Origin of the sequence: Nakamurella flavida (genome assembly GCF_030811475.1) — a bacterium.
Lineage (GTDB): Bacteria > Actinomycetota > Actinomycetes > Mycobacteriales > Nakamurellaceae > Nakamurella > Nakamurella flavida.
On the sequence record NZ_JAUSQV010000001.1, the window covers coordinates 3,931,276 to 3,957,256 of the forward strand.

Annotated in this window: 25 protein-coding genes and 1 pseudogene; 17 read left to right on the top strand and 9 right to left on the bottom strand. The window is 71.0% G+C overall.

Annotated elements, in window-relative coordinates:
• Positions 1-5 precede the first annotated feature (5 nt).
• From J2S58_RS17415 to J2S58_RS17460, 10 genes are all read left to right on the top strand, one after another.
• Positions 6-701: a phosphoadenylyl-sulfate reductase gene (locus J2S58_RS17415; RefSeq protein WP_205257332.1), complete on the top strand. Its 696-nt coding sequence runs from the start codon at positions 6-8 to the stop codon at positions 699-701.
• Entirely contained in the window at positions 698-1,279 is a 582-nt protein-coding gene (gene cysC, locus J2S58_RS17420; RefSeq protein WP_205257021.1) for an adenylyl-sulfate kinase, read from the top strand. Before J2S58_RS17415 ends, cysC begins: the two co-directional genes overlap by 4 nt.
• Positions 1,276-2,226, top strand: coding sequence for a sulfate adenylyltransferase subunit CysD (cysD, locus tag J2S58_RS17425; protein ID WP_205257022.1), 951 nt, complete (start codon positions 1,276-1,278; stop codon positions 2,224-2,226). The genes cysC and cysD overlap by 4 nt, the downstream gene beginning before the upstream one ends.
• A complete protein-coding gene (locus J2S58_RS17430; protein ID WP_205257023.1) occupies positions 2,226-3,641 on the top strand; it encodes a sulfate adenylyltransferase subunit 1 in 1,416 nt (471 codons plus the stop codon). Before cysD ends, J2S58_RS17430 begins: the two co-directional genes overlap by 1 nt.
• A 268-nt stretch (positions 3,642-3,909) precedes the next feature.
• Positions 3,910-5,031: an ABC transporter substrate-binding protein gene (locus tag J2S58_RS17435; protein WP_306829078.1), complete on the top strand. Its 1,122-nt coding sequence runs from the start codon at positions 3,910-3,912 to the stop codon at positions 5,029-5,031.
• Between the two features lie 23 nt (positions 5,032-5,054).
• The gene (locus J2S58_RS17440) at positions 5,055-5,909 is read left to right on the top strand and encodes an ABC transporter ATP-binding protein (RefSeq protein ID WP_205257024.1); all 855 of its coding nucleotides are present in this window, start codon (positions 5,055-5,057) and stop codon (positions 5,907-5,909) included.
• The gene (locus J2S58_RS17445) at positions 5,896-6,801 is read left to right on the top strand and encodes an ABC transporter permease (RefSeq protein ID WP_205257025.1); all 906 of its coding nucleotides are present in this window, start codon (positions 5,896-5,898) and stop codon (positions 6,799-6,801) included. Before J2S58_RS17440 ends, J2S58_RS17445 begins: the two co-directional genes overlap by 14 nt.
• A 68-nt stretch (positions 6,802-6,869) precedes the next feature.
• Positions 6,870-7,871: a glucose-6-phosphate dehydrogenase (coenzyme-F420) gene (gene fgd / locus J2S58_RS17450; protein ID WP_205257026.1), complete on the top strand. Its 1,002-nt coding sequence runs from the start codon at positions 6,870-6,872 to the stop codon at positions 7,869-7,871.
• On the top strand, positions 7,868-8,599 hold the full coding sequence (locus J2S58_RS17455) for a sirohydrochlorin chelatase (RefSeq protein WP_205257027.1): 732 nt from the start codon (positions 7,868-7,870) through the stop codon (positions 8,597-8,599). The genes fgd and J2S58_RS17455 overlap by 4 nt, the downstream gene beginning before the upstream one ends.
• 130 nt (positions 8,600-8,729) lie before the next feature.
• On the top strand, positions 8,730-11,750 hold the full coding sequence (locus J2S58_RS17460; protein WP_205257028.1) for an alpha/beta hydrolase: 3,021 nt from the start codon (positions 8,730-8,732) through the stop codon (positions 11,748-11,750).
• On the opposite strand, the gene J2S58_RS17465 is transcribed toward J2S58_RS17460, so the two are convergent.
• A complete protein-coding gene (locus tag J2S58_RS17465; RefSeq protein WP_205257029.1) occupies positions 11,747-12,661 on the bottom strand; it encodes a DMT family transporter in 915 nt (304 codons plus the stop codon). The two genes, J2S58_RS17460 and J2S58_RS17465, sit on opposite strands and share 4 nt — an antisense overlap.
• A gap of 68 nt (positions 12,662-12,729) precedes the next feature.
• Here J2S58_RS17465 and J2S58_RS17470 point away from each other — a divergent pair, with 68 nt between their 5' ends.
• Positions 12,730-13,374 carry a class I SAM-dependent methyltransferase gene (locus J2S58_RS17470; protein ID WP_205257030.1) on the top strand — a complete coding sequence of 215 codons (645 nt, stop codon included), beginning with the start codon at positions 12,730-12,732 and terminating at the stop codon, positions 13,372-13,374.
• 11 nt (positions 13,375-13,385) lie between these two features.
• Complete coding sequence (gene ychF / locus J2S58_RS17475; RefSeq protein ID WP_205257031.1) at positions 13,386-14,465, top strand: redox-regulated ATPase YchF; 1,080 nt, start codon at positions 13,386-13,388, stop codon at positions 14,463-14,465.
• A 78-nt stretch (positions 14,466-14,543) separates the two neighbouring features.
• On the opposite strand, the pseudogene J2S58_RS19240 reads toward ychF, so the two are convergent.
• Positions 14,544-14,681: pseudogene (locus J2S58_RS19240) on the bottom strand (tyrosine-type recombinase/integrase); the annotation flags it as partial.
• 72 nt (positions 14,682-14,753) lie between these two features.
• Here J2S58_RS19240 and J2S58_RS17480 point away from each other — a divergent pair.
• Positions 14,754-14,990, top strand: coding sequence for a hypothetical protein (locus J2S58_RS17480; RefSeq protein WP_205257032.1), 237 nt, complete (start codon positions 14,754-14,756; stop codon positions 14,988-14,990).
• Positions 14,991-15,114: 124 nt separating this feature from the next.
• On the opposite strand, the gene J2S58_RS17485 is transcribed toward J2S58_RS17480, so the two are convergent.
• Positions 15,115-15,819 carry a hypothetical protein gene (locus J2S58_RS17485; RefSeq protein WP_205257033.1) on the bottom strand — a complete coding sequence of 235 codons (705 nt, stop codon included), beginning with the start codon at positions 15,817-15,819 and terminating at the stop codon, positions 15,115-15,117.
• 500 nt (positions 15,820-16,319) lie between these two features.
• On the opposite strand from J2S58_RS17485, the gene J2S58_RS17490 reads away from it, so the two are divergent.
• From J2S58_RS17490 to J2S58_RS17500, 3 genes are all read left to right on the top strand, one after another.
• On the top strand, positions 16,320-16,679 hold the full coding sequence (locus tag J2S58_RS17490; RefSeq protein WP_205257034.1) for a TA system antitoxin ParD family protein: 360 nt from the start codon (positions 16,320-16,322) through the stop codon (positions 16,677-16,679).
• Positions 16,679-17,245, top strand: a complete 567-nt coding sequence (locus J2S58_RS17495; RefSeq protein WP_205257035.1) for a zeta toxin family protein — start codon at positions 16,679-16,681, stop codon at positions 17,243-17,245. The genes J2S58_RS17490 and J2S58_RS17495 overlap by 1 nt, the downstream gene beginning before the upstream one ends.
• 180 nt (positions 17,246-17,425) lie before the next feature.
• Complete coding sequence (locus J2S58_RS17500; RefSeq protein ID WP_205257036.1) at positions 17,426-18,562, top strand: SDR family oxidoreductase; 1,137 nt, start codon at positions 17,426-17,428, stop codon at positions 18,560-18,562.
• A gap of 57 nt (positions 18,563-18,619) precedes the next feature.
• Here the strand turns inward: J2S58_RS17500 and J2S58_RS17505 are convergent, their stop codons facing one another.
• The 3 genes from J2S58_RS17505 to J2S58_RS17515 form a co-directional block, all read right to left on the bottom strand.
• A complete protein-coding gene (locus J2S58_RS17505; RefSeq protein ID WP_205257037.1) occupies positions 18,620-19,441 on the bottom strand; it encodes an SDR family NAD(P)-dependent oxidoreductase in 822 nt (273 codons plus the stop codon).
• A complete protein-coding gene (locus J2S58_RS17510; RefSeq protein WP_205257038.1) occupies positions 19,438-20,961 on the bottom strand; it encodes an FGGY family carbohydrate kinase in 1,524 nt (507 codons plus the stop codon). Before J2S58_RS17510 ends, J2S58_RS17505 begins: the two co-directional genes overlap by 4 nt.
• A gap of 101 nt (positions 20,962-21,062) precedes the next feature.
• The gene (locus tag J2S58_RS17515) at positions 21,063-21,620 is read right to left on the bottom strand and encodes a TetR/AcrR family transcriptional regulator (RefSeq protein WP_205257039.1); all 558 of its coding nucleotides are present in this window, start codon (positions 21,618-21,620) and stop codon (positions 21,063-21,065) included.
• Between the two features lie 71 nt (positions 21,621-21,691).
• Between J2S58_RS17515 and J2S58_RS17520 the strand changes: the two genes are divergently transcribed.
• The gene (locus J2S58_RS17520; RefSeq protein WP_205257040.1) at positions 21,692-22,378 is read left to right on the top strand and encodes an alpha/beta hydrolase; all 687 of its coding nucleotides are present in this window, start codon (positions 21,692-21,694) and stop codon (positions 22,376-22,378) included.
• A gap of 10 nt (positions 22,379-22,388) precedes the next feature.
• Here J2S58_RS17520 and J2S58_RS17525 read toward each other — a convergent pair whose 3' ends face one another.
• From J2S58_RS17525 to J2S58_RS17535, 3 genes are read right to left on the bottom strand one after another with little or no spacing between them, the layout of a single operon-like run.
• Positions 22,389-23,348 carry a DNA polymerase domain-containing protein gene (locus tag J2S58_RS17525; protein WP_205257041.1) on the bottom strand — a complete coding sequence of 320 codons (960 nt, stop codon included), beginning with the start codon at positions 23,346-23,348 and terminating at the stop codon, positions 22,389-22,391.
• A 34-nt stretch (positions 23,349-23,382) separates the two neighbouring features.
• The gene (locus tag J2S58_RS17530) at positions 23,383-23,565 is read right to left on the bottom strand and encodes a YbdD/YjiX family protein (RefSeq protein WP_205257042.1); all 183 of its coding nucleotides are present in this window, start codon (positions 23,563-23,565) and stop codon (positions 23,383-23,385) included.
• Complete coding sequence (locus J2S58_RS17535; RefSeq protein WP_205257043.1) at positions 23,562-25,826, bottom strand: carbon starvation CstA family protein; 2,265 nt, start codon at positions 25,824-25,826, stop codon at positions 23,562-23,564. The genes J2S58_RS17530 and J2S58_RS17535 overlap by 4 nt, the downstream gene beginning before the upstream one ends.
• Between the last annotated feature and the right edge of the window lie 155 nt (positions 25,827-25,981).

Genomic DNA, 25,981 nt, shown 5'->3' on the forward strand with positions numbered 1-25,981 from the left:
CGTCGATGCTGCGCAGCCCGGCCGATCTGGCCCGGCTGGCCGAGGTCGGCGCCCACGAGCTCGAGGGCGCGAGCGCCCACGACGTGATGTCCTGGGCCGGCGAGCATTTCGGTGACCGGCTGGCGGTGACGGCCTCCATGCAGGACACCGCACTGGCCCACCTGGCCTCGAAGGCCGTCCCCGGGATCGACGTGCTGTTCCTGGACACCGGGTACCACTTCCTGGAGACGCTGGGCACTGCGGACGCGGTCGAGGCGGTCTACGACGTCACCCTGAGGCGGCTGACCGCCGAGCACACGGTGGCCCAGCAGGACGCCCTGCTCGGCAAGGACCTGTTCGCCACCGATCCCGACACCTGTTGCGCGCTGCGGAAGGTCGCCCCGCTCAACGCGGCGCTGGCCGGGTACGACGCCTGGGCGACCGGGGTGCGGCGGGTGGAGTCGCCGACCCGGGCGAACACCCCGGTCGTCGCCTTCGACGTGCGCCGGCAGAAGATCAAGTTGGCGCCGCTCGCCGCATGGACCGACGAGGACGTGGACGCCTACATCGCCGCGAACGGCGTCCTGGTCAATCCACTGCTCTCCCCGGAGTACCCGTCGATCGGGTGTGCACCGTGCACCCGTGCGGTGCTCCCCGGACAGAACGCCCGGGCCGGCCGCTGGGCCGGCATGGCCAAGACCGAATGCGGGATCAACACATGAGCACATCCGTGCAGGCGCTCGGAGCAGGATCGGGGACCCCGGTGCGCGGCGGGGCCACGGTGTGGCTGACCGGGCTGCCCAGCGCCGGGAAGACCACCGCGGCCTTCGCCGTGGCCGCGGCGCTGCGCGAGGCCGGGCACGAGGTGGAGGTCCTGGACGGCGACGAGGTGCGGACGCACCTGTCCGCCGGGCTGGGCTTCTCCCGGGCCGACCGCGACACCCACGTCACCCGGATCGCCTTCGTGGCCGAACTTCTCGCCCGGCACGGGGTGATCGTGCTCGTCCCGGTCATCGCGCCGTTCGCGGCCACCCGGGAGACGGTGCGCGCCCACCACGCCGACCGCGGCACGTCCTACGTGCAGGTGCACCTGTCCACCCCGGTGCAGGTGTGCGCCGAGCGGGACGTCAAGGGCCTGTACGGCAAGGCGGCCCGGGGCGAGATCACCGGCATGACCGGGGTCGACGACCCCTACGAGATCCCCGAGCACCCGGATCTGCGGATCGACACCTCGACGGTCGACCTGACCGCGACGGTGCGCACGGTGCTCGACCTGCTGCGGGAAAGAGGACTGGCATGAGCTTCTGGACGGGGCCGCGTGGGGGTTCGGCCGGCGGGACCGGACTGGCGACGCGCAAGAGCGAGAATCTGCGGGCCCTGGAGTCCGAGGCCATCCACATCCTCCGGGAGGTGGCCGGGCAGTTCGAACGGCCAGTGATCCTGTTCTCCGGCGGCAAGGACTCGATCCTGGTCCTGCACCTGGCGCTCAAGGCGTTCTACCCGGCCCCGCTGCCGTTCTCGTTGCTGCACGTGGACACCGGGCACAACTTCCCCGAGGTGCTCGAATACCGGGATCGCGTCGTCGCCCACTCCGGGCTGCGCATCACGGTGGCCAAGGTGCAGGACTGGATCGACGACGGCCGGCTCACCGAGCGGCCCGACGGCACCCGCAACCCGCTGCAGACGGTGCCCCTGGTGGACACCATCGCCGAGCAGCGGCACGACGCGGTCATCGGCGGTGCCCGCCGCGACGAGGAGCGGTCCCGCGCCAAGGAGCGGATCTTCTCCCTGCGCGACGGGTTCGGCGGCTGGGATCCGCGGCGGCAACGGCCCGAGCTGTGGAACCTGTACAACGGGCGGCACGCCCCGGGCGAGCACGTCCGGGTCTTCCCGCTGTCCAACTGGACCGAGCTGGACGTCTGGAACTACATCGAGGCCGAGGGCATCGAGCTGCCTGCCATCTACTACGCGCACCGGCGCGAGGTGTTCGACCGCGGCGGCATGTGGCTCACGGCCGGGGAGTGGGGCGGCCCGAAGGCGGGCGAGACCCTGCAGACCCGCACCGTGCGCTACCGCACGGTCGGCGACATGTCCTGCACCGGTGCCGTCGACTCCGACGCCGCCGAGATCGCCGCGGTGATCGAGGAGATCATCGCCACCCGCATCACCGAGCGCGGGGCCACCCGGGCCGACGACAAGGTCAGCGAGTCCGCCATGGAGGACCGCAAGCGCGAGGGGTACTTCTGATGAGCAGCTCCACCTCCACCCGGACCGAGCATCAGGCGGCCGTCTCGCCCACCGAGGCGCACGATCTGGCCCACGCGTTCCACGAGCGGGCGCCGGAGCGCAAGCTGCTGCGGTTCGCCACCGCGGGTTCCGTCGACGACGGCAAGTCCACCCTGGTCGGTCGCCTGCTGCACGACTCCAAGTCGGTGCTGTCGGACCAGCTGGATGCCGTGGAGCGGACCTCCACCGCCCGCGGGCTGGACACTCCGGACCTGTCGCTGCTGGTCGACGGCCTGCGCGCCGAGCGCGAGCAGGGCATCACCATCGACGTGGCCTACCGGTACTTCGCGACCCAGCTGCGCACGTTCATCCTGGCCGACACCCCCGGGCACGTGCAGTACACCCGGAACACCATCACCGGCGCCTCCACGGCCGATCTGGTGGTCATCCTGGTCGACGCCCGCACCGGGGTGGTCGACCAGACCCGGCGCCATGCCGCGGTGGCCGCGCTGCTGGGCGTCCCGCACCTGCTGCTGGCCATCAACAAGATCGACCTGGTCGACTTCGACGAGGCCGTCTTCGACCGGATCGCGGCCGAGTTCGACGAGTACAGCCGGGAGCTCGGCATCGGCGAGGTCACCGCCATCCCGATCTCGGCGCTGCACGGCGACAACGTGGTCACCCGCTCGGAGCGCATCGACTGGTACTCCGGGCCGAGCATCCTCGAACACCTGGAGACCGTCGAGCTGACCGACGACGCCGCGGAGGGGCCGGTGCGCTTCCCGGTGCAGCTGGTCATCCGCCCGCGCTCCGACGCGTTCCCGGACTACCGCGGGTACGCCGGTCGGGTCGCGGCCGGGACGGTGCGGGTGGGGGAGACCGTGACGGTGCTGCCGTCCGGGCGGACCAGCTCGATCTCCGGGATCGACACCCCGGACGGCCCGGTGGACGAGGCCAGGGCGGGGGAGTCGGTCACCTTGCTGCTGGCCGATGACGTCGATCTGTCGCGCGGCGATCTCATCGTGGGCGGGCAGGGCGACCTGCCCGAGCCGGTCACCGAGTTCACCGCCACGGTGGCCCAGCTCGCCGACCGCCCGCTGCGGTCCGGCCAGCGCGCCCTGCTGCGGTACGGCACCCGGGAGGTCCGGGTCATCGTCGCCTCGTTGGACCACCTGATCGACATCGACACCCTCGCGTCGCTGCCGGCGCCGTCGACGTTGTCGCTCAACGATCTGGCCCAGGTCACCCTGCGCACCGTCGACGCGGTGCCGGTGGAGCCCTTCCGCCCCCGCGGCGCCGTCGGTGCCCTGCTCCTGGTCGACCCGGCCGACGGCACGTCGCTGGCCGCCGGCATGGTCGGCAACCGGCGGGAGTCGTTGCACGCCAGCGAGGTTCGCCGGCCGGCCGCACTGCAGAAAGACGGCCGGCCCGCCTGAGGAAGTCTCGGGGGATGACCGTCCCATCAGCTGGGACGGTCATCCCGTTCTGCTTCCCTCAACACCCCCTGAACTGGTAGACATACTCCCATGCCGACGCGTCTGTGCCTTGTTGCACGTCTGACCGTCGATCTCATGCGCCGCAGCTGCGCAGCCTGTTCCGCCAGCTGACCTCGGACGCAGGCCCACGCCGCGTTCCCGGTCTCCAGCGCCCTTCTCCGCGCGCCCGGCGCCGCGCCCCCTGTTCATCAGATCGTGGAGTCCTCCCGTGCCTGCCCTCTCCTCCCGCACCGTCCGCCGTCGCGGCGCGGCCGCCGTCGTCCTCGCCGGTCTGCTCGCCCTGACCGCCGCCTGCGGTGGCGGCGGTACGGACAGCGGGTCTGCCGGTGCCGGCACCGACTCCGTCACCCGGGGCGACACCGCCGAGGGTGGCGGGACGCTGCGTCTCGGGTACTTCCCGAACGTCACCCACGCCGCCGCCGTGCTCGGGGTGGCCAACGGAACGTTCCAGAAGGCGCTCGGCGACACCGCGCTGGAGACCACCACCTTCAACGCCGGCCCGGCGGCCACCGAGGCGTTGCTGTCCGGCGCCATCGACGCCACCTTCATCGGCCCGAACCCGGCGATCAACGCCTTCGCCAAGTCCGACGGGGACGCGATCCGCATCGTGGCCGGGGCCACCGACAACGGGGCCGCGCTCGTGGTCGCGCCGGACATCAACTCCGCAGCCGACCTCGCCGGCAAGACGTTGGCCACCCCTCAGCTAGGCGGCACCCAGGACGTGGCGCTGCGGAAGTGGCTGCTGGACAACGGGTTGAAGGTGCAGACCACCGGCGGGTCCGATGTCGACATCGTCAACCAGGAGAACGCGCAGACCCTGGACCTGTTCAAGAGCGGCGAGGTCGCCGGTGGGTGGCTGCCCGAGCCGTGGGCGTCCCGCCTGGTGCTCGAGGCCGGCGGCAAGGTGCTGGTGGACGAGAAGACCCTGTGGCCGGACGAGAAGTTCCTGACCACCCACCTGATCGTCTCGCGCACCTATCTCGAGGCGCACCCGGACGTCATCGAGAAGCTGATCACCGGCGAGGTCGCCGAGATCGAGGCCATCCAGGCCGACCCGACCGGCTCGCGCACCGCGCTGAACGCCGCGATCGGTGAGCTGACCGGCAAGCCGCTGCAGGACGCCACGATCGAGAGCGCCTTCGCGAACATCACCCCCACCTGGGATCCGCTGGCCTCGTCGCTGACCAAGATCGCCGCCGACGGCTTGGCCGCGGGCACCCTCACCGAGGAGCCCGATCTGAACGGCATCTACGACCTGCGCATCCTCAACAAGGTGCTCACCGCCCAGGGCAAGCCGGCCGTCTCGGCCGCCGGTCTGGGTCAGGAATAAGCGGACAGGAACGAGGAGCCCACATGGTCACCCTGAGCCCCACCAAGCGGGAGCGCGTCTACATCGACGACGATCCCCGCGTCGTCCCGCTGTTGCCGCCGACCCTGCAGACGGTGGAGGCCGCGGTGCGGCTCGACGGCGTGGGCAAGGTCTTCAGCGGCCGGGGCGGCCGCAAAGGTGGTGGCAGGGCCGTTCCGGCCCTGGACACCGTCAGCCTGTCGGTGGCGCCGGGTGAGTTCGTCTGCCTGCTGGGTGCCTCCGGCTGCGGCAAGTCCACGCTGCTCAACCTGATCAGCGGCCTGGACCAGCCGACCTCCGGCACCCTCACGGTGGCCGGCCGGCCCGCACTGATGTTCCAGGAGGCGGCGCTGTTCCCGTGGTTGACCGCGGGGCAGAACGTGTCACTGGCCCTGAAGTACGCCGGGGTGGCCAAGGCCGATCGCCGGGCCCGGGTCGAGCAGTTGCTCGAGCTGGTGCGCCTGGGCGGCACCGCCGACCGGCGGGTGCACGAGCTGTCGGGAGGGCAGCGGCAGCGGGTCTCGCTGGCTCGCGCGCTGGCCCAGGACGGCACGGTCCTGCTGATGGACGAGCCGTTCGCCGCGCTGGACGCGATCACCCGCGACGTCATGCACGACGAACTCACCCGGGTGTGGAAGGAGACGGGCAACAGCGTCGTCTTCGTGACGCACAACGTCCGCGAGGCCGTCCGGCTGGGCCAGCGGGTGGTCCTGCTGTCCTCCCGCCCCGGTCGCGTCGTCGGCGAGTGGCAGGTCGCCATCCCGGGCCCGCGCACCATCGAGCATCCCGAGGTCTCGGCGCTGGCCGCCGAGATCACCGTGCGTCTGCGTGAGGAGATCGCCAGCCATGCCGGCGCTTGACGATTCGGTGGTCTCCCGCGAGGAGGTCGAACGCGAGGACACCGCCCGCGTCGAGGCCGGTCTGGATCGACTGGATGCGGTCGACCTGCACCGCACGCCCTGGTGGCGGCGGCTCGGCTCGTCGATCGTGCCGCCGTTCCTGGCGTTGGTCGTCGTGCTGGTGATCTGGGAGATCCTCTTCCTGCTCAAGGTCAAGCCGGAGGTGATGCTCCCGTCGCCCGCCTCGGTCGGCAAGGAGTTCCTGCGGTTGCTGGAGGGCGGCCAGGCCGTCGACGCGGTGTGGACGAGCCTGTCCCGCGGGCTCATCGGCTTCGCCATGTCCATCGTGCTGGGCTCGCTGATCGGCATCGCGGTGGCCCGGCTGGGCTGGCTGCGCGCCTCGATCGGGCCGCTGCTGTCCGGGCTGCAGTCGCTGCCGTCGGTGGCCTGGGTGCCGCTGGCCATCCTGTGGTTCCAGATCAGCCCGTCGATGATCTACATGGTGGTGCTGCTGGGCGCCGTGCCGTCGATCGCCAACGGGCTCGTCTCGGGGATCGACCAGGTGCCGCCGTTGTACAACCGGGTCGGCAAGGTCCTCGGCCTGTCCTGGTGGGGGCAGACCCGGCACGTGCTGCTGCCCGCGGCGCTGCCCGGATACGTCGCCGGTCTACGGCAGGGCTGGGCGTTCTCCTGGCGTTCGCTGATGGCCGCCGAGCTGATCGCCACGTCGAGCAAGCTCGGGTTCGGTCTCGGCCAGCTGATGAACCAGGGCCGTGACCTGTCCGACGCCCCGCTGCTCTACACCGGCCTGATCCTCATCTTCATCGTCGGTGTCGGCGTGGAGATGCTCTTCTTCCGGCCGATCGAGCGGGCCATCCTGACCGCCCGCGGGTTGTCCACCACCGGACGCTGATCGCGACGCCCGCACCCTCGAACGCCACAGGGGTGCGGGCGGGCCGTCGCAACGGGCAGGATCGGGTCATGGGACTTCGTCTGGGGTACAAGGCATCGGCCGAGCAGTTCGGGCCGGTGGATCTGCTGCGCTACACGGTGGCGGCCGAGGAGAACGGCTTCGACTCGGTCTTCACCTCCGACCACCTGCAGCCCTGGCGGCACGACGGCGGGCACGCCCCCGCCGCCCTGCCGTGGCTGGGCGCGGCCGGCGCCCGCACCGAACGGGTGATCCTCGGGACCTCCGTGCTGACGCCCACGTTCCGCTACCACCCGGGTGTCGTCGCCCAGGCCTTCGCCACCCTGGGCGTGCTGTACCCGGGGCGGATCATCCTGGGCATCGGGTCGGGGGAGTCGCTGAACGAGGTGCCGCTGGGCATCGAGTGGCCCGACGGCAAGGAGCGGTTCGCCCGGCTCAAGGAGGCGATCACGCTCATCAAGGAGCTGTGGTCGGGTGAGCGGGTCACCTTCGACGGGCAGTTCTACCGGACGCAGAACGCCACCATCTACGACCGTCCGGACACCCCCGTGCCGATCTACATCGGCGCCTCGGGTCCGGCGGCGACGCGGATGGCCGGCCGGGTGGGCGACGGGTTCATCACCACCTCCGGCAAGCCCGAGACGCTGTATCGCGACACGTTGATGCCGGCCCTGGCCGAGGGCGCCGTCAAGGCCGGTCGCACCCTGGACGACCTGGATCTGATGATCGAGATGAAGGTGTCGTTCGATCCGGATCTCGACCGGGCCCGGGAGGACACCCGCTACTGGGCGGCGCTGGCGCTCAGCGCCGAGGAGAAGATGGGCGTGGAGGACCCGATCGAGATGCAGCGGCTGTCCGATGCGCTGCCGGTGGAGCGCGCGCAGTCCCGGTGGATCGTCTCGTCCGATCCCGACGAGCACGTGGAGAAGATCAGGACGTACCTCGACCTGGGCTTCCGGCATCTGGTGTTCCACGCCCCGGGTCCGGATCAGGAGCGCTTCCTGAAGATCTACGGCGAGCAGGTCCTGCCGCGTCTGCGCGCCCTCGCGTGAGCGGCGTCCCGCCGCTGATCGGGCTGGCCCACGGCAGTCGGGACCCCCGCGCCGCCGAGACCATCGAGGCGGTGATGGCCGCGGTGGCGGAGCTGCGACCGGGTCTGGTCACCCGACCCGCCTACCTCGACCTGATGGAACCCGACCTCGGACAGGCCGTGGTTGCGTTGCAGCAGGAGGGGGAGCTGGCGCGGGCCGTGGTGCTCCCGCTGCTGTTCACCCAGGCCTTCCACGCCACGGTGGACACGCCGACCGCGGTCGGTGAGGTGACCGGCGAGACCGGGGTGGAGCTGCTCGTCGGCGACATCCTCGGCATGGGGGACGAGGTGCTGGCCGCGCTGCGGGCCGCTGCCCGCACCGCCGACGTCCCGGACGACGCCGCGATCCTGCTCTTGGCGGTCGGCTCCAGCGTGCAGAGCGCCAACGACGCCGTGCACGATCTGGCCGGCCGGTGGGCCGCGCTGCGGACCGGGCCGGTGTGGGCGGGGTTTGCCACCGCCGGCCAGCCCAAGGCCGCGGCCGTCCTCGAGCAGGTGGGGGAGCACGCAGTCACCACCGACACCCCCGTCGTGGTGGTGCCGCTGTTCCTGGCTCCGGGGCTGCTGCTGGACGCCACCGTCCGCCGCGCCCGCGACCTCGCCGGGGACGTCCCGGTGCTGATCACCGAGCCGTTGGGCACCACGTTGGCGGGGTTGGTGCTGGCCCGGTACGACGCGGTCGCCGGCTGACCGCTCGACCCGGCTGGGCTTCACCGAGGGGCAACCGAACGTAATGATCTGATCACTGTCAGGCATTCCCGGGGTGGTCGTCCGTCCGTTCTCCCGAGAGGGTGCCCTGGCCCTTCCGGGAGATCCGATCGTGAAGACCCGTCGCCGACCGACCTTGCCCGGCGCCCTGGCCGTCCTGCTGCTGGTGGGCGGTCTGGTGCTGGCGCCGCCCCTCGCCGGGGCCGCCTCCGCCGCGCCGGGCGACGTCGTCGACTCCGGCCCGGGCTGGACCATCACCGAGACCGCCGACGGCTACCGCATCGAACTCACCGTCGCCGATCCGCTCCCCGTCCGATCGGCCGAGGCCGGGCTCGAGGTGGACGGCGTCGACCTGACGTCCGTGTCGGTGTCCGCGGACCGACGCAGGGTGCAGGCGGAAACCCCCGACCCCGCCGTCCGGAACACCGACACCGTGGTGCTCACCTGGGACGGCGACCCCGCGGTCCAGGCCGCCGACGGGACAGCGGGCGACACCGCGCCGCCGGCGTCCGGTCCCGTGCTGGACGCCGACCCGGCCGTAGCCGGGCCGTACACCGTCGCCCGCGCCGACTACGACCTCGGTGACGAGGTCGAGGACCTGGCCGGTCTCGAGGGCCGGCGGGGCGAGATCCGCGGCGCCGTCTACTACCCCGCGGAGAAGACCACGGCCAGTCCGGTGGCGCTCTTCCTGCACGGTCGGCACACGGGCTGCGTCAGCGGACCCGAGCAGTGGCCGTGCACGGGTGGCGCATCCATCCCCAGCTATCTGGGCTACGACCAGCCCGCCCAGGCGCTGGCCAGCAACGGGGTGGTCGTGGTCTCGGTGTCCGCCGACGCGATCAACGTCCTCGACAACTTCGCCTCCGACGGGGGTACGCAGGCCCGGGGGCAGCTGGTCCTGGACACGCTGACCCGCCTCGCCCAGGCCGACACCGTCGGCGCGCCGGGCTTCGACCCGGTGCTCCGCGGCCGGCTCGACCTCACCCGGGTCGGCCTGATGGGCCACTCCCGGGGCGGCGCCGGCGTGGTGCGCGCGGCCCGGATGAACTCCCAGCTGGACCAGCCGTTCGGCATCCGGTCGGTCTTCCCGCTCGCCCCGACCAACCCCACCCGGGAGACCGCGCCCGGCGTGGCCACCGCGGTCCTGCTGCCCTACTGCGACGGGGACGTCAGCAGCCTGGACGGGCAGCACTTCGTCGACGACGCGCAGGGTGCCTTCGACGACTCCGTCCTGCGGACCTCGCTGCTGGTCATGGGGACCAACCACAACTACTTCAACACGATCTGGTCGCCGGGCGGCTTCTCCGTCGCCACGTCCGACGACTGGTCGTACGTGGACGAGGACCAGAGCAATCCGGTCTGCGGACAGAACGCACCCGGGCGGCTCGACCAGGCCGCCCAGCGGGCCGTGGGCACGGCCTACCTGTCCGGCTTCTTCCGCCTGACCCTGGCCGACGACACCCGGTTCCTTCCGCTGTTCGACGGTTCCCGGTCCACGGTGGCCTCGGCCCGGAACGCCGACGTGCGGGTGGCCGCGCAGGCCCCGGCGGACGACCGGATCGATCTCGCGCCGACCGCGTCCACGACGCTCCTGGCTTCGGGGGTCCAGGCCGCGGTGTGCACCGGATCCGGCACCGCGGCGCTCTCGGCGGCCACGGCGTGCTCGACCCTGGCGCCCGACCAGGTGCCCCACTGGGGACCCGCGTGGAGCGCCGGTTCCCTGCCCACGTCCTCCGCCTTCCGGATGCGGTGGGACGCCGCCGGCGGCTCCCTGGACCTTCCGTTCGCGGTTGGTTCCCGCGACGTGTCCACCATGACCGATCTGACCTTCACGCTGGCGCCGGACGAGGCGGTGGCCGGCAGCACGGACGTCACGGCGGAGGTGTACGACGGGACCGGGACGACCCGCTCGCTGGACCCCGCCCTCCTCGACGACGCCCTGCGGGTGCTGCCCGGAACCACCACCCCGCTGCGCCGGGTGGTGCTGCAGCAGGTGCGCGTGCCACTCAGCTCGCTGGCCGGCCTCGACCTGACCGACATCCGCGGGATCCGGTTCCGGTCGGGCACGGACACCGGCGGGGTGTACATCGCGGACGTGGCCGCCACCCGCAGCAGCGTGGGACGGCCCGAGGTGCGCAAGCTGCCGACGCTGTCGCTGGCCCCGACCGGGGTCCGGCAGGTGGCCGCCACCCGGGCGGGCTCCCTGGCCGTGCTGCTGGACGAGCCCTCCCCCCGACCGGTGACGACCTGGATCGTCACGCACGCGCAGGCGGGCGTCTCGACCAGGATCACGGCCACGACGAAGGTCACCGTCCCGGCCGGACAGCGGTGCGCGCCGGCCTCGTTCCCGGTGCCCGGCGCGGGAGAGGAGGGGGTGTCGGTGGCCCGGATCGACGCCGACGGCGGTCTGATCACCGCGGCCCTGCCCGGCATCGCCACCGCGGAGGTCACCGTCCAACCCGCCGACCTCGGTGACGACGGCCCGCAGGTGGGCGAGCAGGGTGACGTGTGCGCGGAGGCGCTCACGCCGATCGGGACCCTCGGGGTTCCCGGCGGGGAGCTGCGGCCGGGCGACGCCTTCACGGTGACCGGATCAGGCTTCCGGGCCGGGGAGACGGTGACGCTGACCGTCCCGGGAGCCGCGGACGTGACCGCCCTGGCCGACGGGGACGGGGCCGTCCGCATCGCCGCCGCCGTCCCGGCGGATGCGTCCCCGGGTGCGGCGGAGGTCACCGCCGTGGGGTACGGCTCATCACTCCGTGCGACCGGGTCGATCACCGTCACCGCTGCGGCCCCGCCGACCAGCAGCGATCCGTCGACCAGCGATCCGGCCACCAGCGATCCGTCGACCAGTGACAGTTCGACCACGTCCGATCCGGCCACGTCCGATCCGGTCACCTCCGATCCGGCGACCTCGTCGACCACCACGACTCCGGTGGTGACCAGCACGGTCACCGCGGTGGTGGTGCCGGTGGTCCGGACGACCTCACGGGACGCCGCGGCCGTCCGGTCGGGGTCGCTGGCCCACACCGGGGTCGACGTCGGGGGTCTGATCTCGGCGGGCGTGCTGCTCATCGGGGCGGGCCTCACGGTGGTGGTCACCACGCGCCGTCGGACCCGCCGGGCGCACTAGCCCTCCGCCGGGGCCGGCTCCACCCGGGGCCGGCTCCGCCGCCGGGACAGCCCGACGCCGACCAGGCACAGCGCCCCGCCGGCCAGCGCCAGCAGGGGCGGCACCTCGTCCAGCAGCACCAGCGACAGCAGGATCGTGATGGGCGGGACCACGTAGGTGGTGACGCCGAGCCGACCGGCGTCCATCCGGGCCAGGGCATAGGCCCAGGTGACGAAGGCCAGGGCGGTGGGCACCGCGCCCAGGTACACCACTCCGGCGATGGCGGACCCGGGGGCGTCGGCCAGGTCGCCGACGAGCTGCGGCAGGAACGGCAGGCAGGCCACCGCGCCGATCAGGCAGGCGGTGGCGGTCACCTGCAGGGCGGGAAGGCGGCGGAGCACCGGCTTCTGGGCCAGCACCCCGATCGCGTAGGTGACGGCCGCGACCAGAGCGAGACCGACGCCGGTGACATCCACCGCGCCCGCCCGGCGGGTGGCCACACCCACGAGAACGGCGCCGGCGAAGGCCACGCCGGCCCCGATGACGAGCCACCGCGGAAATCCCTCGCGCAGCAGCCAGCCGGCCAGCACGGCGATGAGCACCGGCCCCACGCCCACGATCATCGCGGTGGTCCCGGCGTCCAGGTGCTGTTCGGCCGCATTCAGGGCCACGTTGTAGAGGGCGAACCAGGCCACCCCGCACACGACCAGCAGCAGCCATTCCCGGCGGGTCGGCCGCACCCACGCCCGGCGCAGCACGGTGATCGAGACCAGCACGATCGCGCCGACCAGCAACCGGCCCAGGGCGAGGGACCCGGGCTCGAAGTCCCGACCCACGGCGCGGATGGCCACGAAGGCCGAGGCCCACGCGAGCACGGTGATCACCACCGCCGTGGTCGTGCGGGCAGCGGGGGAGAGCACGACGGAGGGCATGGCACGACTCTCGCACCCCGCCCCGACACCGCCGTACACCGACGGCCGCGTGGGGCACCATCACGGTCATGACGCTGGACGCAGGACCGCCCACCCGGTGGGAGCAGGAGTACACCGGCCAGGACTGGGCGGACTACGCCGACCGGTTCGCTCGCGAGTTCGCCGAGGGGGTCGATCACGACGGCGAGGCCCGTTTCCTGGATGTGCTCGCCCCGCGCGGCGCGGCGATCCTGGACGCCGGCTGCGGCACCGGGCGGGTGGCCGCCGGCCTGCACCGTCGTGGGCACCGGGTCGTCGGGGTGGACCGGGACGCCGGCCTGCTGGCCATCGCGGCCCGGCAGTACCCGGAGGTGCGGTACCTGCGGGCCGACCTGGGGTCGGTGACCGCCGACGTGCTGCGCAGCGCCGGTGCGCCCGAGCGGTTCGACGTCGTGGCCGTCCCCGGCAACGTGATGGTGTTCCTCGCCCCGGGTAGCGAGCGCGACGTGTTGACGGCGCTGGCGACGCTGCTGGTGCCGGGTGGCCGGCTGGTCACCGGCTTCGCGACCGACCGCGTCTACCGCGTGGCCGACTTCGACGCCGACTGCGCCGCTGTCGGGCTCGTGCTGGAGCACCGCTTCGCCACCTGGCACCTGGACCCGTGGATGGACGACGCGGGCTGGGTGGTCAGCGTCCTGCGTGCACCGGCGGGCGCGGAGCCCGACCCCCTTTAGACTGGCTTCCCGTGACCCTGACCCTCGGCATCGTCGGCCTCCCCAACGTCGGCAAGTCCACCCTGTTCAACGCGCTGACCAAGGCCGACGTGCTGGCCGCGAACTATCCGTTCGCCACCATCGAGCCCAATGTGGGCATCGTCCCGCTGCCGGATCCGCGGCTGGACAAGCTGGCCGAGCTGTTCGACTCGGTGAAGATCGTGCCGGCCGTGGTGTCGTTCGTGGACATCGCCGGCATCGTCAAGGGGGCCAGCGAGGGTGCCGGGCTGGGCAACAAGTTCCTGGCCACCATCCGCGAGGCCGACGCGATCTGCCAGGTCGTCCGCGTGTTCGCCGACGACGACGTGATCCACGTCGACGGCCGGGTGGATCCGATGGCCGACATCGAGACCATCAACACCGAGCTGATCCTGGCCGACATGCAGACGCTGGAGAAGGCGATCCCGCGGCTGGAGAAGGAAGCCCGGATGCAGAAGGACCGCCGCGCGGTCCTCGAGGTCGCCGTCGCCGCCCAGGCCGTCCTGGACTCCGGCCGGACGCTGTTCTCGGCGCAGAAGACGATCGACCTGGCCGTGCTCAAGGAGCTGTCGTTGATGACGACCAAGCCCTTCCTGTACGTGTTCAACGCCGACGAGTCGGTGCTGACCGACGACGCCCGCAAGGCCGAGCTGAAGGCGGCCGTCGCCCCGGCCGACGCGGTATTCCTGGACGCCAAGGTCGAGTACGAGCTGCTGGAGCTGGACGACGAATCCGCCCTGGAGCTGCTCGAGTCCGTCGGCCAGGAGGAGCCGGGCCTGCACGCCCTGGCCCGCGCCGGCTTCCACACCCTGGGCCTGCAGACGTACCTGACCGCCGGGCCCAAGGAGTCGCGGGCCTGGACGATCAAGCAGGGCGCCACCGCCCCGCAGGCCGCCGGCGTCATCCACTCGGACTTCGAGAAGGGCTTCATCAAGGCCGAGGTCATCTCCTACGACGACCTCGTCGCCGCCAAGACCATCGCCGCCGCCCGTTCCGCCGGCAAGGCCCGCATCGAGGGCAAGGACTACGTCATGCACGACGGGGACGTGGTGGAGTTCCGCTTCAACGTGTGAAACGAGGGTGTTCATTGTGGTCAGAGGGCATGTGCGGTATCTGCTTGTCCGCAGATAGTCCGCAAGAATCTCGCTGGAAGCTGCGACCATGAGGGCGTCGGCGGCACGTCGGGTGCGATCTTCTGCAGTCGGCCACAGGTGCGAGTAAGTCCCGAGGGTGGTCGTCGCAGACGCGTGGCCTAGGGCACGCTGCACCGTGACCACGTCGCAGCCGGCATCCCACAGGGGTTCAGGTGGCCGGGCGATGTGTCCCTCGCGAAGATGGCGGGCCGGTGCCAGGATGCAGACATGGTCGACGACACCGGCAAGGACAGTCAGATTTGGCTTGGCGAACGGCCGCCAACGTGGCAGATCGTCGGTTCCGTCGTCGGGGGCCTACTTGCTTTCGCGAGCATCGCCTGGGGGATCGGCCACAGGCACTTCGCCGCAGCCACAGACACCGTATTTTGGCTCGCGTGCCTCATGCTCGTACTACCCATACTGATCCCCCTGCCCAGGCTCATCCGTACCTGGCGCAAGCTCTGACTTGGCCGGGACAGGAACTCTCTCGGTTCGCCACGCTGTTCACGTAACCTCTGCCCTCCCGCTGCCCCTTCGGGCGTGTACCCGTTTTGATCACGAGGAACGAAAACGTGCGGAGGCAGTCCCGTCAGCCTCCAATCTCTCCCTTGGAGTCATATGCTCGGTAGAAGCCAATCTCAAATTTCTGTACCGTTTGCTGCGAGTCAATATCATGAGACCATTCCTCGAGTAAGACGTGCGCAGGCTCCCAATCGCGGCCATGACGGCCTGGCGAGACAACCGAGCCCCCCTCAGGAAACATGTAATCCCCCGTGGGTAACGCCAGGATTTCTCGGATCGGTACGTCTCGCATTGGAACAAAATCCTCCTCGGTGAGGAAGTCAAGCGATGGCCACTCGCGCAGCTTGAGTCCGGGTACCCGTTTTCCGCGGTTTCCGTGATCTTTCAATCGCTCCTCGTTGCAGAAGACGACGGTCGAAGTCGCCTGGTCCAGGTAGAATTCGACGTAGTAATTTGCGAGCTGGTCAATCCATCTCACTCGGTTCAAGAGTGTTTTTCGGTCCTTGTACCAGAGGTTGAAATGGACCATGAGCTCAGCACCCTTGTGAGATGACGATCGCTTGTATTTCTGAACACTCTTAATGCTCGCCGGCCCTGACCGTTGCGAGACCGTCTCAGTACGGCGGATGAAAAAATATATCGGGATTTTTGCACCAAGAGGTGGAAGCTCGACCTGTCTTGGTTTCTCCGCTGTGCCCATGGGCCCGAGCACCACCCCCGCGGAGGCTAAAGCCTCCTCTGGTTCGGAATCGACAAACAAGGGCAGAGTCATGGGAAGATGCCCAGTGACTTTCTCGTCAGAGCACTTTTCCCATCCTTGCAAACAGCCACCGCACAGGCCGCCCGCTTCGGGCTCTAGTCTGCCCTGGCACCGGAGGCAGGCCGCAAAATCCCACATCTGACCGACCTTAGCCAGGCGCGGCCAGAACTGTAGGGCACTCGTACAACGTGCGTGTTGTCCTCACCTTGGGCGGCCTTAGCCCGCCCCGACGTGCCGTCTCGCTAAAGAGGGCTCGGACAGGCGGCAGACCCAAGTTGATCTTCGCTGGTCCGCAGAAAGTCCGCAAGAAGGCCGTGACAGCCCGTTTCTGCCCCTTCCTCCCAAACGGTCGGCGTGCACATCCTCCAAGATCAGGACATGTAAACGTCACTACCCGACGCTACCCAACGACCCCCTGCGACGTCCCGCTTCAACGTCTGACCGAGTCGGGCGTCGTTGGTCGTCCTCGGAAGCGTTTCTTCGGTCGTGGTAGCACGGTGCTACCGTGATGCATGGCCAGGACCAGTCAGCCCACCCGCCTCCCGGCCGACATCTATGACGCTGCGGTGGCAGCGTCCGCGATCTCGTCGCGCTCGGCGGCGCAGCAGATCGCCCACTGGGCGCGCATCGGTCGTGAGCTGGAGATGTCCCCCCAGGTGAACCACCGGGCGATCAATCACGTTCTCGTCGGCGCCGGGTCCTATGACGCGCTGAGCGAGCAGGAGCAGGCCGTGGTTCGTCAGGAGTGGACCGAACGCGCGACGGCTCTCCGGGGAGAGCTGAACTACGCAGCCGGTTTCACTGCTGCAGGGGAGTCCTACTCGGAACTCGACGCCGACGGCAGTGTCGTCGTGCACCCGGCCCGCGACTGATGCCTCTGCTGCACCTCCTCGCCGGTCCCGACGGTTCCGGGAAATCCAGCTATGTCGCAGATGTGCTGCTGCCCGCCACACGCCTGCCGTTCGTCAATGCCGACGAGATCGCGGCATCACACTGGCCGGAGAATCCTGCGGTGCACGCCTACGAGGCGGCGCAGATGGCCGAGGAACAGCGTCGGGCCCTCATCGCAGCGGGGACATCCTTCATCTCCGAGACTGTGTTCTCCCACCCGAGCAAGGTGCAGCTCGTCACCGACGCCGCCGGGGCCGGCTATCTGGTGCACCTGCACGTCGTCCTGGTTCCCGTCGAACTGACCGTGCAGCGGGTTCGTGAGCGTGTCCGGCGTGGTGGTCATGTCGTCCCCGAGTACAAGATCCGCGAGCGCTACGAGCGGCTCTGGTCTTACGTCCGAGACGCGATCGTCGTGGCCGACATCGCAGAAGTGTTCGACAACACCAGTGCGGACGCCCCGTTCCGCTTGTGTGCGTCGTACCGGCACGGCGCACTCGAGGGTGCTCCGGAGTGGCCGGCCTGGACTCCCGCTGCCCTGTGCGGTTGATCGGGCGGCACCGCCGCGCATGACGGTGGGGGGTGGCGCCCGGACCTGAACGGGCGCTGATCGAACCGGGAAGTGAGCCGAGGAGTTGAACTCGCCGCACGCGAGGAATGGGTCCGGGTCCACTCGTGTTCGCACCAGGTACGGGCCACCCCCGTCATCGACGTGCGAACGAGGAGACCCATGCCCGACAGCCCCACCCTGCCCACCGGCGACAACGCCGCCTACCGCGCCCCGACCCCGACCCGCACGCCGCCGGAGGGCGCGCACGCGCTGGTCGTCGGGGCCACCGGCATCACCGGGTCGGCGCTGATCGACGAGCTGGTCGAGGCCGGCTGGCGGACCACCGGGCTGTCCCGGCGTTCGCTGGACATCCCCGGCGCCGGGCACGTGGCCGCCGACCTGACCTCGTTGGACAGCCTGCAGAGCGCGCTGGACGGGCTCCAGCCCACGCACGTGTTCATCACCGCGTGGTCACGGCAGGAGACCGAGGCGGAGAACGTCCGGGTCAACGGCGGCATGGTGCGCGACCTGCTCGCCGTCCTCGGCCCGCAGGGCTCGCTCCGGCACGTCACCCTGGTCACCGGGTTCAAGCACTACCTCGGGCCCTTCGAGGCGTACGGGATCGGCGAGCTGCCGGACACCCCGTTCCTGGAGGACGCCGAGCGCCGGCCGGTGGAGAACTTCTACTACGCGCAGGAGGACGAACTCACCGCAGCCGCTGCGGCGCACGGGTTCTCGTGGTCGGTGCACCGTGCCAGCACCGTCTTCGGGCACGTGGTCGGCAACGCCATGAACATGGCCTCGACCCTCGGTGCCTACGCCGCGATCGTCAAGGCGACCGACCGGCCTTTCCTGTTCCCCGGATCGCAGGTCGCGTGGAACGGCGTCGTCGACATCACCGACGCGGAGTTGCTCGCCGACCACCAGCTCTGGGCGGCGACCACCCCGCAGGCGGCGGACACCGAGTTCAACATCGTCGACGGCGACCTCGTGCGCTGGCGTCGGCTGTGGCCGCAGCTGGCCGAGTACTTCGGGGTCCGCGCGGAGGGGCCGGGGGAGACCCCGGTGCCGCTGGAGGAGCAGATGGTCGGGGCCGAGGCCGTGTGGGAGAAGCTCGTCGCCGAGCACGATCTCGCCGAGCCCGATCTGTCCCGCGTCGCGTCCTGGTGGCACACCGACAGCGACCTGGGCCGGGAGACCGAGGTGTTCGGGGACATGACCCGCAGCCGGGTCGCCGGGTTCACCGGCTGGGTCAACACCACCGGCTCCCTGCTGGACATGCTCGGCCGCTACCGCGCGGACCGCATCCTGCCCTGACGTCCGTGCTCGCCCGCCCCGGTGGAAGCCGCCGGGGCGGGGGGGGATTTACGGACGTCAGTCCATCTGCATCCCGCCGTCGATGTTGATCGCCTGGCCGGTGATGTAGCTGGCGGCGTCGGAGGCGAGGAACAGGATCAGGTTGGCCACGTCGGCTTCGCTGGCCGGGCGGCCCATCGGGATGGCGTCGATCCACTCCTGGACGAGCTGGCCGGGCTGGTAGTCGCCGAGCTTGGCCGCCCACGCGCCGTCCAGGTAGCCCCACATGTCGGTCATCACGATGCCCGGGCAGTAGGCGTTGACCCGGATGTCGTCCTTGGCGAGTTCCTTGGCCAGCGACTGGGTCAGGCCCATGACGCCGAACTTGCTGGCCGCGTAGTGCGGTGTGTAGATGAAGCCCTCGCGGGCCTGGGCACTGGCGGAGTTGAGGATGACCCCGCCGCCGCTGCGGCGCAGCCACGGCGCCGCCGCCCGGGCCACCACGAACGGCGCCACGGTGTTCACGTCGAGGATGCGGCGGAACTCGGTGGGGGTCAGATCCTGCAGGTACTCCACGCTGATGACGCCGGCGTTGTTGACGACGATGTCCAGGCGACCCCGTCGTTCGCCGATGGCATCGACCGCGGCGCCGACCTGGGCCTCGTCGGTGACGTCGACGATCGCGCCCTCGGCATCCAGCCCCATCTCCCGCAGCGACGCGGCCGCGGCCTCCACCCGCTCGTCACGGTCGAGAAGCACGACACCGGCGCCGTTCTCGGCCAGAGACCGGGCGATGGCCAGGCCCATGCCGCGGCCGGCCCCGGTCACCAGCGCCACGCGCCCGGTGAAGTGGCCGGCGAAGATCGCGGACGTCCGGGGGGCGGGGGTGGATGCGGTCACGGGGACTCCTCCTGGGGGGCGGGGCGAAAACGGGAACGGGCGACGGCATCGCGCCACGACCGGCGCCGTTCGGCGGCGGTCTCGGCGTCCAGCGCAGGTTCGAATGCCGTGCGGTCCCGGGGCATGTCCAGGCACTCGTCGGCGGTCCACAGGCCGCACCCGAGACCGGCCAGATGGGCGGCGCCGGTGGCGGAGAGCTCGGCGATGTTGCTGCGCAACAGATGTCGGCGGCTCAGGTCGGCCTGGGTCTGCATGAGCCAGTCGTTCTGGGCCGGGCCGCCGTCGGCCAGCACCGTGTCGACCGGCGTGCCGACCCTGGTCTCGACCGCGGCGAGCAGGTCCTCGGTCTGCAGGGCGATGGACTCGAACGCGGCCCGGGCCAGATCGGCCGCGCTGGTGCCCAGGCCGAAACCGCTGACCGTGGCCACGGCCTGCTCGTCCCACCACGGCGCGCCCAGACCGGCGAAGGCGGGTACCAGGTTCACCCCGTGGGCCGTACCGGTCCCGGCCGCCAACGCGGCCAGTCGGGCCGGATCCGAGTCCAGCAACTTCGCGAGCCACAGCACGGTGGCCCCGGTGGACAGGATCGTGCCCTCCACCGCGAAGACCGGCTCCGGGTCCGCCCAGGCCAGGGTGCGCACCACCCCGCCGTCGGCCGGATCGGGAACTGCGCCCGCAGACGCACTCCCCGACAGCCCCATGACCGAACTGCCGCTGCCATGGGTGACCTTGACCTGTCCCGGCCCGCGGACGCCGTGCGCGTACAGCGCGGCGTGCGAATCACCCAGAACGCCGTGCACCCGTACCCCCGCCGGCAGGCCCGGCACCCCGGTGATCGGCGCACTCGCGGCGCCGGACGGGACGATCTCGGGCAGACACGCCGCGGGGATGTCGAACAGCTCGAGAAGCTCGTCGTCCCAGCGGAACCGGTCCAGGTTGAGCAGCTGGGTCCGGCCGGCGTTACCGGCCTCGATGCGGTGCTCACCGGTGAGGGAGAACAGCAGCCAGGAGTCGACGGTGCCGACGGCGAGTTGTCCACTGCGCGCCTGCTCCCGGGTCGGGTCGATCTCGTCCAGCAGCCACCCGAGCTTCAACGCGGAGAACATCGGGTCCACCGGGAGGCCGGTGCTCGCCCGGATGCGGGTGTCCCAGCCCCGTTCCCGGAGGGTGGCGACCCGGCCGGCCGTGCGTCGGTCCTGCCAGCCGAGCATGGGACCCAGCGGTTCGCCGGTTTGCCGATCCCAGATCAGGGCCGATTCGCGCTGGTTGGTCAGGCCGAGCCCGCGCACCTCGACGCCGGGGACCGTGTCGAGAGCGGTGGTGATGGCCGTGACGACGCTGTCCCGGATCTCGGCCGGGTCCTGTTCGACCCAGCCCGGGCGGGGGTCCGACCGGCCGACCCGCACTGATGCCCGACCCAGGATCTCGCCGGCCTCGTCGACGACGACCGCCTTGGTCGCACTGGTGCCCTGATCGACCGCCACCACGACGGCCCGCAGGCCGCGCTGCTCCCCGCCCACCACCACGCTCCCTCACGGCACAGTCGCCCGGGAGGACCTCTGCACCCCGTCGCCGTTGACTGGATATGCGTGCACAGAATTACTATCGAGACAGGCTGGTGTCAAGTGCGGCGGGGGGTCAGGCCGACCAGGTAGTGGTCGAAAGCCTCATCGGTGCGGATGGTGTCGCCGGTCGCGGCCAGATCCAGCAACAGACCGCGGATGACGGCGAGCACGAGGGTGGCCAGCTCCGGTCGGCCGATGGTCCGCAGCCCCTCCGTCAGCAGGGGCAGCCAGTCCGTCGTCGCCTCCCGCGGGAAACCGGGCCACAGTCGCTGCCCGGTGCTGTCCCGCAACTGCTGCCCGAACATGCCAAGGTACGGCCGGCCACGCGGTCCGGTCATCTCCGCCCACGCCCGGCGGAGTGTCACGGGGTAGGGCTCACCCGCTCGGGCGGTCAGCAGCTCGCCGTAGAACTCCTGCTGGCGCCGGCGGGCCCGGTCCAGAACAGCGCGGAGCAGGGTGTCGCGGCTGCCGAAGTGGTAGATCAGCATCCGGGACGACGTGCCCGCCGCGGCGGCCAGGGTCTCCAGCCGGTCGGGGAGGCCGTGCGCAAGAGCGTGATCGGTGCAGGCCTCGAGCAGGTGCCGGGCGATCTCCGGCTGCGGTCGGCGGCCCATGGCGCCATCTTTTCGCGTAATAAGTCGTACGTCTACCGTCGGAAAGAGCCGGTCGAGACGTGGAGGCAGTGATGAGGGTGGTCTTCGTGCACGGGGCATGCGTGCGGGACGGGGCGTGGTGGCGGCACCGCACGGCCGAGCTGCTCGCGGAGCGGGGGATCGGCAGCCGGAGCCCGGCCCTGCCGAGCTGCGGGGAGACGGGCATCGCGGCCGGGGGCGCCGGCCTCGCCGAGGACGTGGCCGCGGTGCGCGCGGCGCTCGGCGGCGAGGAGCCGATCGTGTTGGTCGCGCACAGCTACGGCGGGATCGTCACGGCCGAGGCGGCGGCCGGCATCGACGCCGTCCGTCATCTCGTGCTGGTGTCCAGCTACCTGCCCGAGATCGGCCAGAGCCTGGGCGATTTCGGCGGTGAGGCCCCGGCCCCGTTCCTGGACGTCGACCCGGTCGCGGGGACCTTCGGGGTGCGGCCCGATCTGCTCGTCCAGACCTTCCTGCAGGACTGCGGTCCCGACATCCGGGCCTCGGGAGCCGACCACCTGGCTCGGCAGAGCGTCCAGGTCATCGGGCAGGGCGTGGCGGCGGCGGCCTGGCACCAGGTGCCGACCACCTATCTCGTCTGCACCCAGGACCGGGGTACCCCGGTCGATCGGCAGCACGAGTTCGCCCGCCGCGCCGACCGCGTGGTCGAGCTCGACACCGGCCACCACCCGTTCCTGTCGCAGCCCGCAGCGATGCGCGACCTGCTGCTCGATCTCTGAGCGGGACCGCTCAGGAGCCGTCCCCGTCGGCGGTCCGCGCCGCCCGCTTGCGCCGCTTCCCCTCGTGCATGGCGGCGACCCGGGCGACGGGGATCGCCCGGCCCTGCTCGAGCAGGTCCTCGGGCAGGGCCACCGCGTCGGGCATCGCCGCCGCCCAGGGATCACCGGAGCCCAACGCCGCGACTGCGGTGTGCAGGGTGAAGTCGGCGGGGGAGACGGACCCGAGGTCGTCCCAGCCGAGCGGGAACGACACCGGCGCCCCGGGTCTGGCCCGCGGGCTGTACGCCGCGGCCACCGTGCCGCCGCCGGACCGGGTGGAGTCGACGAACACCTTCCCCTCCCGGTCCTGGACGATGTACGCCGGGGTGGCCACGCCCGGGTCCAGGGCCGCAGCGCGGGCGGCCAGGGCCCGGGTCGCCCCGGCGGCGTCGTCCCAGGACACCCCGGGCAGCAGGGGCACGAAGACGTGCAGCCCCTTGGCCCCGCTGGTCTTCACTGCGCCGGCGAGTCCGGTGTCGGCCAGCGCCTGCCGGACCAGGGCCGCGGTGGCGACCACGGCCGAGAACGGCGCCCCCTCCGGCGGATCCAGATCGATGACCAGATGGGTGGGCGCCGGGTCGTCCGCCCGGCTCAGCGTCACGTGGTACTCCACCGCCCGCTGGTTGCCGAACCAGATCAGCGTGCGGTGGTCGTCCCCGAGCGCGTAGGTGATCTCCCGGTAAGAGGCCGGCGACCAGACCACGGTGCGGGCGATCCACTCCGGGGCGTACTTCGGCAGGTTCTTCTGCATGAACGGCGGCGACCCGGGTCGGACCCGGATCACCGACAGCGGCCGACCGGACAGCACCGGCACCATCCGGTCGGCGACCGCGTCCAGATAGCCGACCAGGTCCCGCTTCGTCGCTCCGGCGCCCTCGAACAGTTCGTCGTCCAGATGGGTCAGGGCCACCCCGGCCAGCTCGTCGCTCACCGGCCCATCCTCCCCGCCGGCGCCGGGGGCCGGCTCAACAGCATCGCGCGCCCGGATTCGCCTCCATGTCGGCATACCGGCTGCGCCAGAACTCCCGCACCGTCGGGACCGGTGCGTCGGGATGCCGGCGCGCGAGGTGGGCGACGTAGCGGGTGTACGCGTCGTCGCCCATCAGCCCGGCGAACCACCACCGCACGCCGGCGAACACCCCGCTCATCCGTGGCTCCGGGCCCGCGGAGGTGCCACCTCGAGCCACTCCGCCGCCACCTGCTTCTCGGCCTCGGTGGGCACGAAGCTGCGGGGGGCGAACAGGTGCGAGGGCACCTCCTCGTCCTCCGAGGTGGGCATGCCGCCGGCCCGGACCGAGCGGATGCAGACCACCGCGCCGGCGACGGCCACGATGAGGACCAGCCCGGCGAACAGGATGGACAGGCTGCCCTGGACGAACGTGTTGCGGATGACCGCGTCCATCGCCTCCGGCGTCCGGGCGGTACCGAACGAGGTCTCCCCGGCGTCCCGGGCGGTCCGGAAGGCGTTGTGCTGGGCCCAGTATCCGATCGCCGGGGTGGCGGAGAAGATCTTCTGGTACGACGCCGTCATGGTCACCAGCAGGTCCCAGACCAGCGGCACGGCCGGGATCCAGCACCACCGGTACATCTGCTTCTTCACCAGGATGGTGAACACCACGGTGAGCGCGATGGCGGCCAGCAGTTGGTTGGCGATCCCGAACAACGGGAAGAGCGTGTTGATCCCGCCGAGCGGATCGGTGACGCCCATCAGCAGGATCGCCCCCCACGCCAGGACGACGACCAGCGAGCAGATCCAGGCACCGGCCCGCCAGGACGGATCGCGGAAGCGCCGGGCCCTTCCGGGAATGTTGCCGAGCGAATCCGACAGCATGAAGCGGGCCACCCGGGTGCCGGCGTCCACCGTGGTCAGGATGAACAGCGCCTCGAACATGATCGCGAAGTGGTACCAGAACGACTTGAGCCCCTCGCCGCCGATGACGTCGTGCATGATGTTCGAGATGCCCAGGGCCAGCGTGGGGGCGCCGCCCGTGCGCGAGATGACGCTCTGCTCGCCGACATCGGACGCGATCTGGGTGAAGTAGTTGGCGTCCACGTTCGGACTGCTCAGTCCCAGGCCGTTCACGTAGGCCGCCGCCGCCTCGGCGGTGCCCCCGGTCAGCCCGGCGGGCGCGTTCATCGCGAAGTAGAGGTGCTGGTCGAGCGAGACCGCCGCCACCAACGCCATGATCGCCACGAACGACTCGGTGAGCATGCCGCCGTAGCCGATGAGCTTGGCCTGGCTCTCCTTCTCGATCAGCTTCGGCGTGGTGCCCGAGGCGATGAGCGCGTGGAACCCGGACAGCGCACCGCAGGCGATGGTGATGAACAGGAACGGGAAGAGGCTGCCGGCGAAGGCCGGGCCGTTGCCCTCCGTCGCGAACGTGCTCACCGCGGGGGCCTGCACCTCCGGGCGGGCGATGAGGATGCCCACGGCCAGCAGGACGATGGTGCCGATCTTCATGAACGTGGAGAGGTAGTCGCGCGGGGCCAGCAGCAGCCACACCGGGAGCACCGACGCGGCGAAGCCGTAGGCGATCATGAACCAGGCGATGGTCACCTTGGACAGCGTGAAGGTGTCGGCGCCCCACTCGGTCTCGGCGACCCAGCCGCCGGAGACGATGGCCAGCAGCAGCAGGGCCACCCCGATGAGGGAGACCTCCGAGACCCGCCCGGGCCGCAGGTACCGCAGGTACACGCCCATGAACAACGCGATCGGGATGGTCATGGCGATGGAGAAGACGCCCCACGGGCTCTCGGCCAGTGCGTTGACGACGACCAGGCCGAGCACCGCGATGATGATGATCATGATGATGAACACGCCGACCAGGGCGGCGATGCCGCCGACCCGGCCCAGTTCCTCCCGCGCCATCTGACCCAGGCTGCGGCCGCGCCGCCGGATGGAGATGGCCAGCACCAGGTAGTCCTGCACGGCGCCGGCGAACACGACGCCGACGATGATCCAGATGGTCCCGGGCAGGTAACCCATCTGCGCGGCCAGCACCGGCCCGACCAGTGGTCCGGCTCCGGCGATCGCCGCGAAGTGGTGGCCGAAGAGCACCCGGCGGTCGGTGGGGACGTAGTCCTTGCCGTTGTCGTGGATCTCGGCCGGTGTCGCCCGCTCGTCCTTCGGTCTGACCACCCGGTACTCGATGAGCCGGGCGTAGAAGCGGAACGCGACGACGTAGGTGCAGACGGCGGCGAAGACGAACCACACCGCGTTGACGTGCTCGCCGCGCACCACCGCGAGCATCACCCAGCCCAGGCCGCCGAGCAGGGCGACGAGGACGTACACGACCCGCTTGGCCGGGGTCCAACGGTAGGGCTCGCGCACCGCGACGGGTGGTTGATCGGGGTCGGTCCGGACGAGCTCCACGCCGTCCTGCGGCCTGCGGGGGGAGGTGGTGACCATGAGACTCCGATGTCGGTGTTCGCTCGCACCGGCGGACTGCTCGCCGGGACCGGACCCGCCGAGCCTAGGTGATCGCCGTCACACGGGGGCCGTGTTCGTGGGCGAGCCATCGGGCAGGCGAACCGTCGATCCGAGGAGCGCCCCCGAGGGTGTGT

Bases quoted from the DNA above. Each gene is read 5' to 3' on its own strand.
- J2S58_RS17440 (WP_205257024.1), top strand. From the start codon at position 5,055: ATGGTCACCCTGAGCCCCACCAAGCGGGAGCGCGTCTACATCGACGAC.
- J2S58_RS17520 (WP_205257040.1), top strand. From the start codon at position 21,692: ATGAGGGTGGTCTTCGTGCACGGGGCATGCGTGCGGGACGGGGCGTGG.
- J2S58_RS17500 (WP_205257036.1), top strand. From the start codon at position 17,426: ATGCCCGACAGCCCCACCCTGCCCACCGGCGACAACGCCGCCTACCGC.
- J2S58_RS17485 (WP_205257033.1), bottom strand. From the start codon at position 15,819: ATGACTCTGCCCTTGTTTGTCGATTCCGAACCAGAGGAGGCTTTAGCC.
- J2S58_RS17445 (WP_205257025.1), top strand. From the start codon at position 5,896: ATGCCGGCGCTTGACGATTCGGTGGTCTCCCGCGAGGAGGTCGAACGC.
- J2S58_RS17530 (WP_205257042.1), bottom strand. From the start codon at position 23,565: ATGAGCGGGGTGTTCGCCGGCGTGCGGTGGTGGTTCGCCGGGCTGATG.
- J2S58_RS17415 (WP_205257332.1), top strand. From the start codon at position 6: ATGCTGCGCAGCCCGGCCGATCTGGCCCGGCTGGCCGAGGTCGGCGCC.
- cysD (WP_205257022.1), top strand. From the start codon at position 1,276: ATGAGCTTCTGGACGGGGCCGCGTGGGGGTTCGGCCGGCGGGACCGGA.
- J2S58_RS17515 (WP_205257039.1), bottom strand. From the start codon at position 21,620: ATGGGCCGCCGACCGCAGCCGGAGATCGCCCGGCACCTGCTCGAGGCC.
- J2S58_RS17470 (WP_205257030.1), top strand. From the start codon at position 12,730: ATGACGCTGGACGCAGGACCGCCCACCCGGTGGGAGCAGGAGTACACC.
- J2S58_RS17490 (WP_205257034.1), top strand. From the start codon at position 16,320: ATGGCCAGGACCAGTCAGCCCACCCGCCTCCCGGCCGACATCTATGAC.
- cysC (WP_205257021.1), top strand. From the start codon at position 698: ATGAGCACATCCGTGCAGGCGCTCGGAGCAGGATCGGGGACCCCGGTG.
- J2S58_RS17495 (WP_205257035.1), top strand. From the start codon at position 16,679: ATGCCTCTGCTGCACCTCCTCGCCGGTCCCGACGGTTCCGGGAAATCC.
- J2S58_RS17480 (WP_205257032.1), top strand. From the start codon at position 14,754: ATGGTCGACGACACCGGCAAGGACAGTCAGATTTGGCTTGGCGAACGG.
- J2S58_RS17430 (WP_205257023.1), top strand. From the start codon at position 2,226: ATGAGCAGCTCCACCTCCACCCGGACCGAGCATCAGGCGGCCGTCTCG.
- fgd (WP_205257026.1), top strand. From the start codon at position 6,870: ATGGGACTTCGTCTGGGGTACAAGGCATCGGCCGAGCAGTTCGGGCCG.
- J2S58_RS17465 (WP_205257029.1), bottom strand. From the start codon at position 12,661: ATGCCCTCCGTCGTGCTCTCCCCCGCTGCCCGCACGACCACGGCGGTG.
- J2S58_RS17535 (WP_205257043.1), bottom strand. From the start codon at position 25,826: ATGGTCACCACCTCCCCCCGCAGGCCGCAGGACGGCGTGGAGCTCGTC.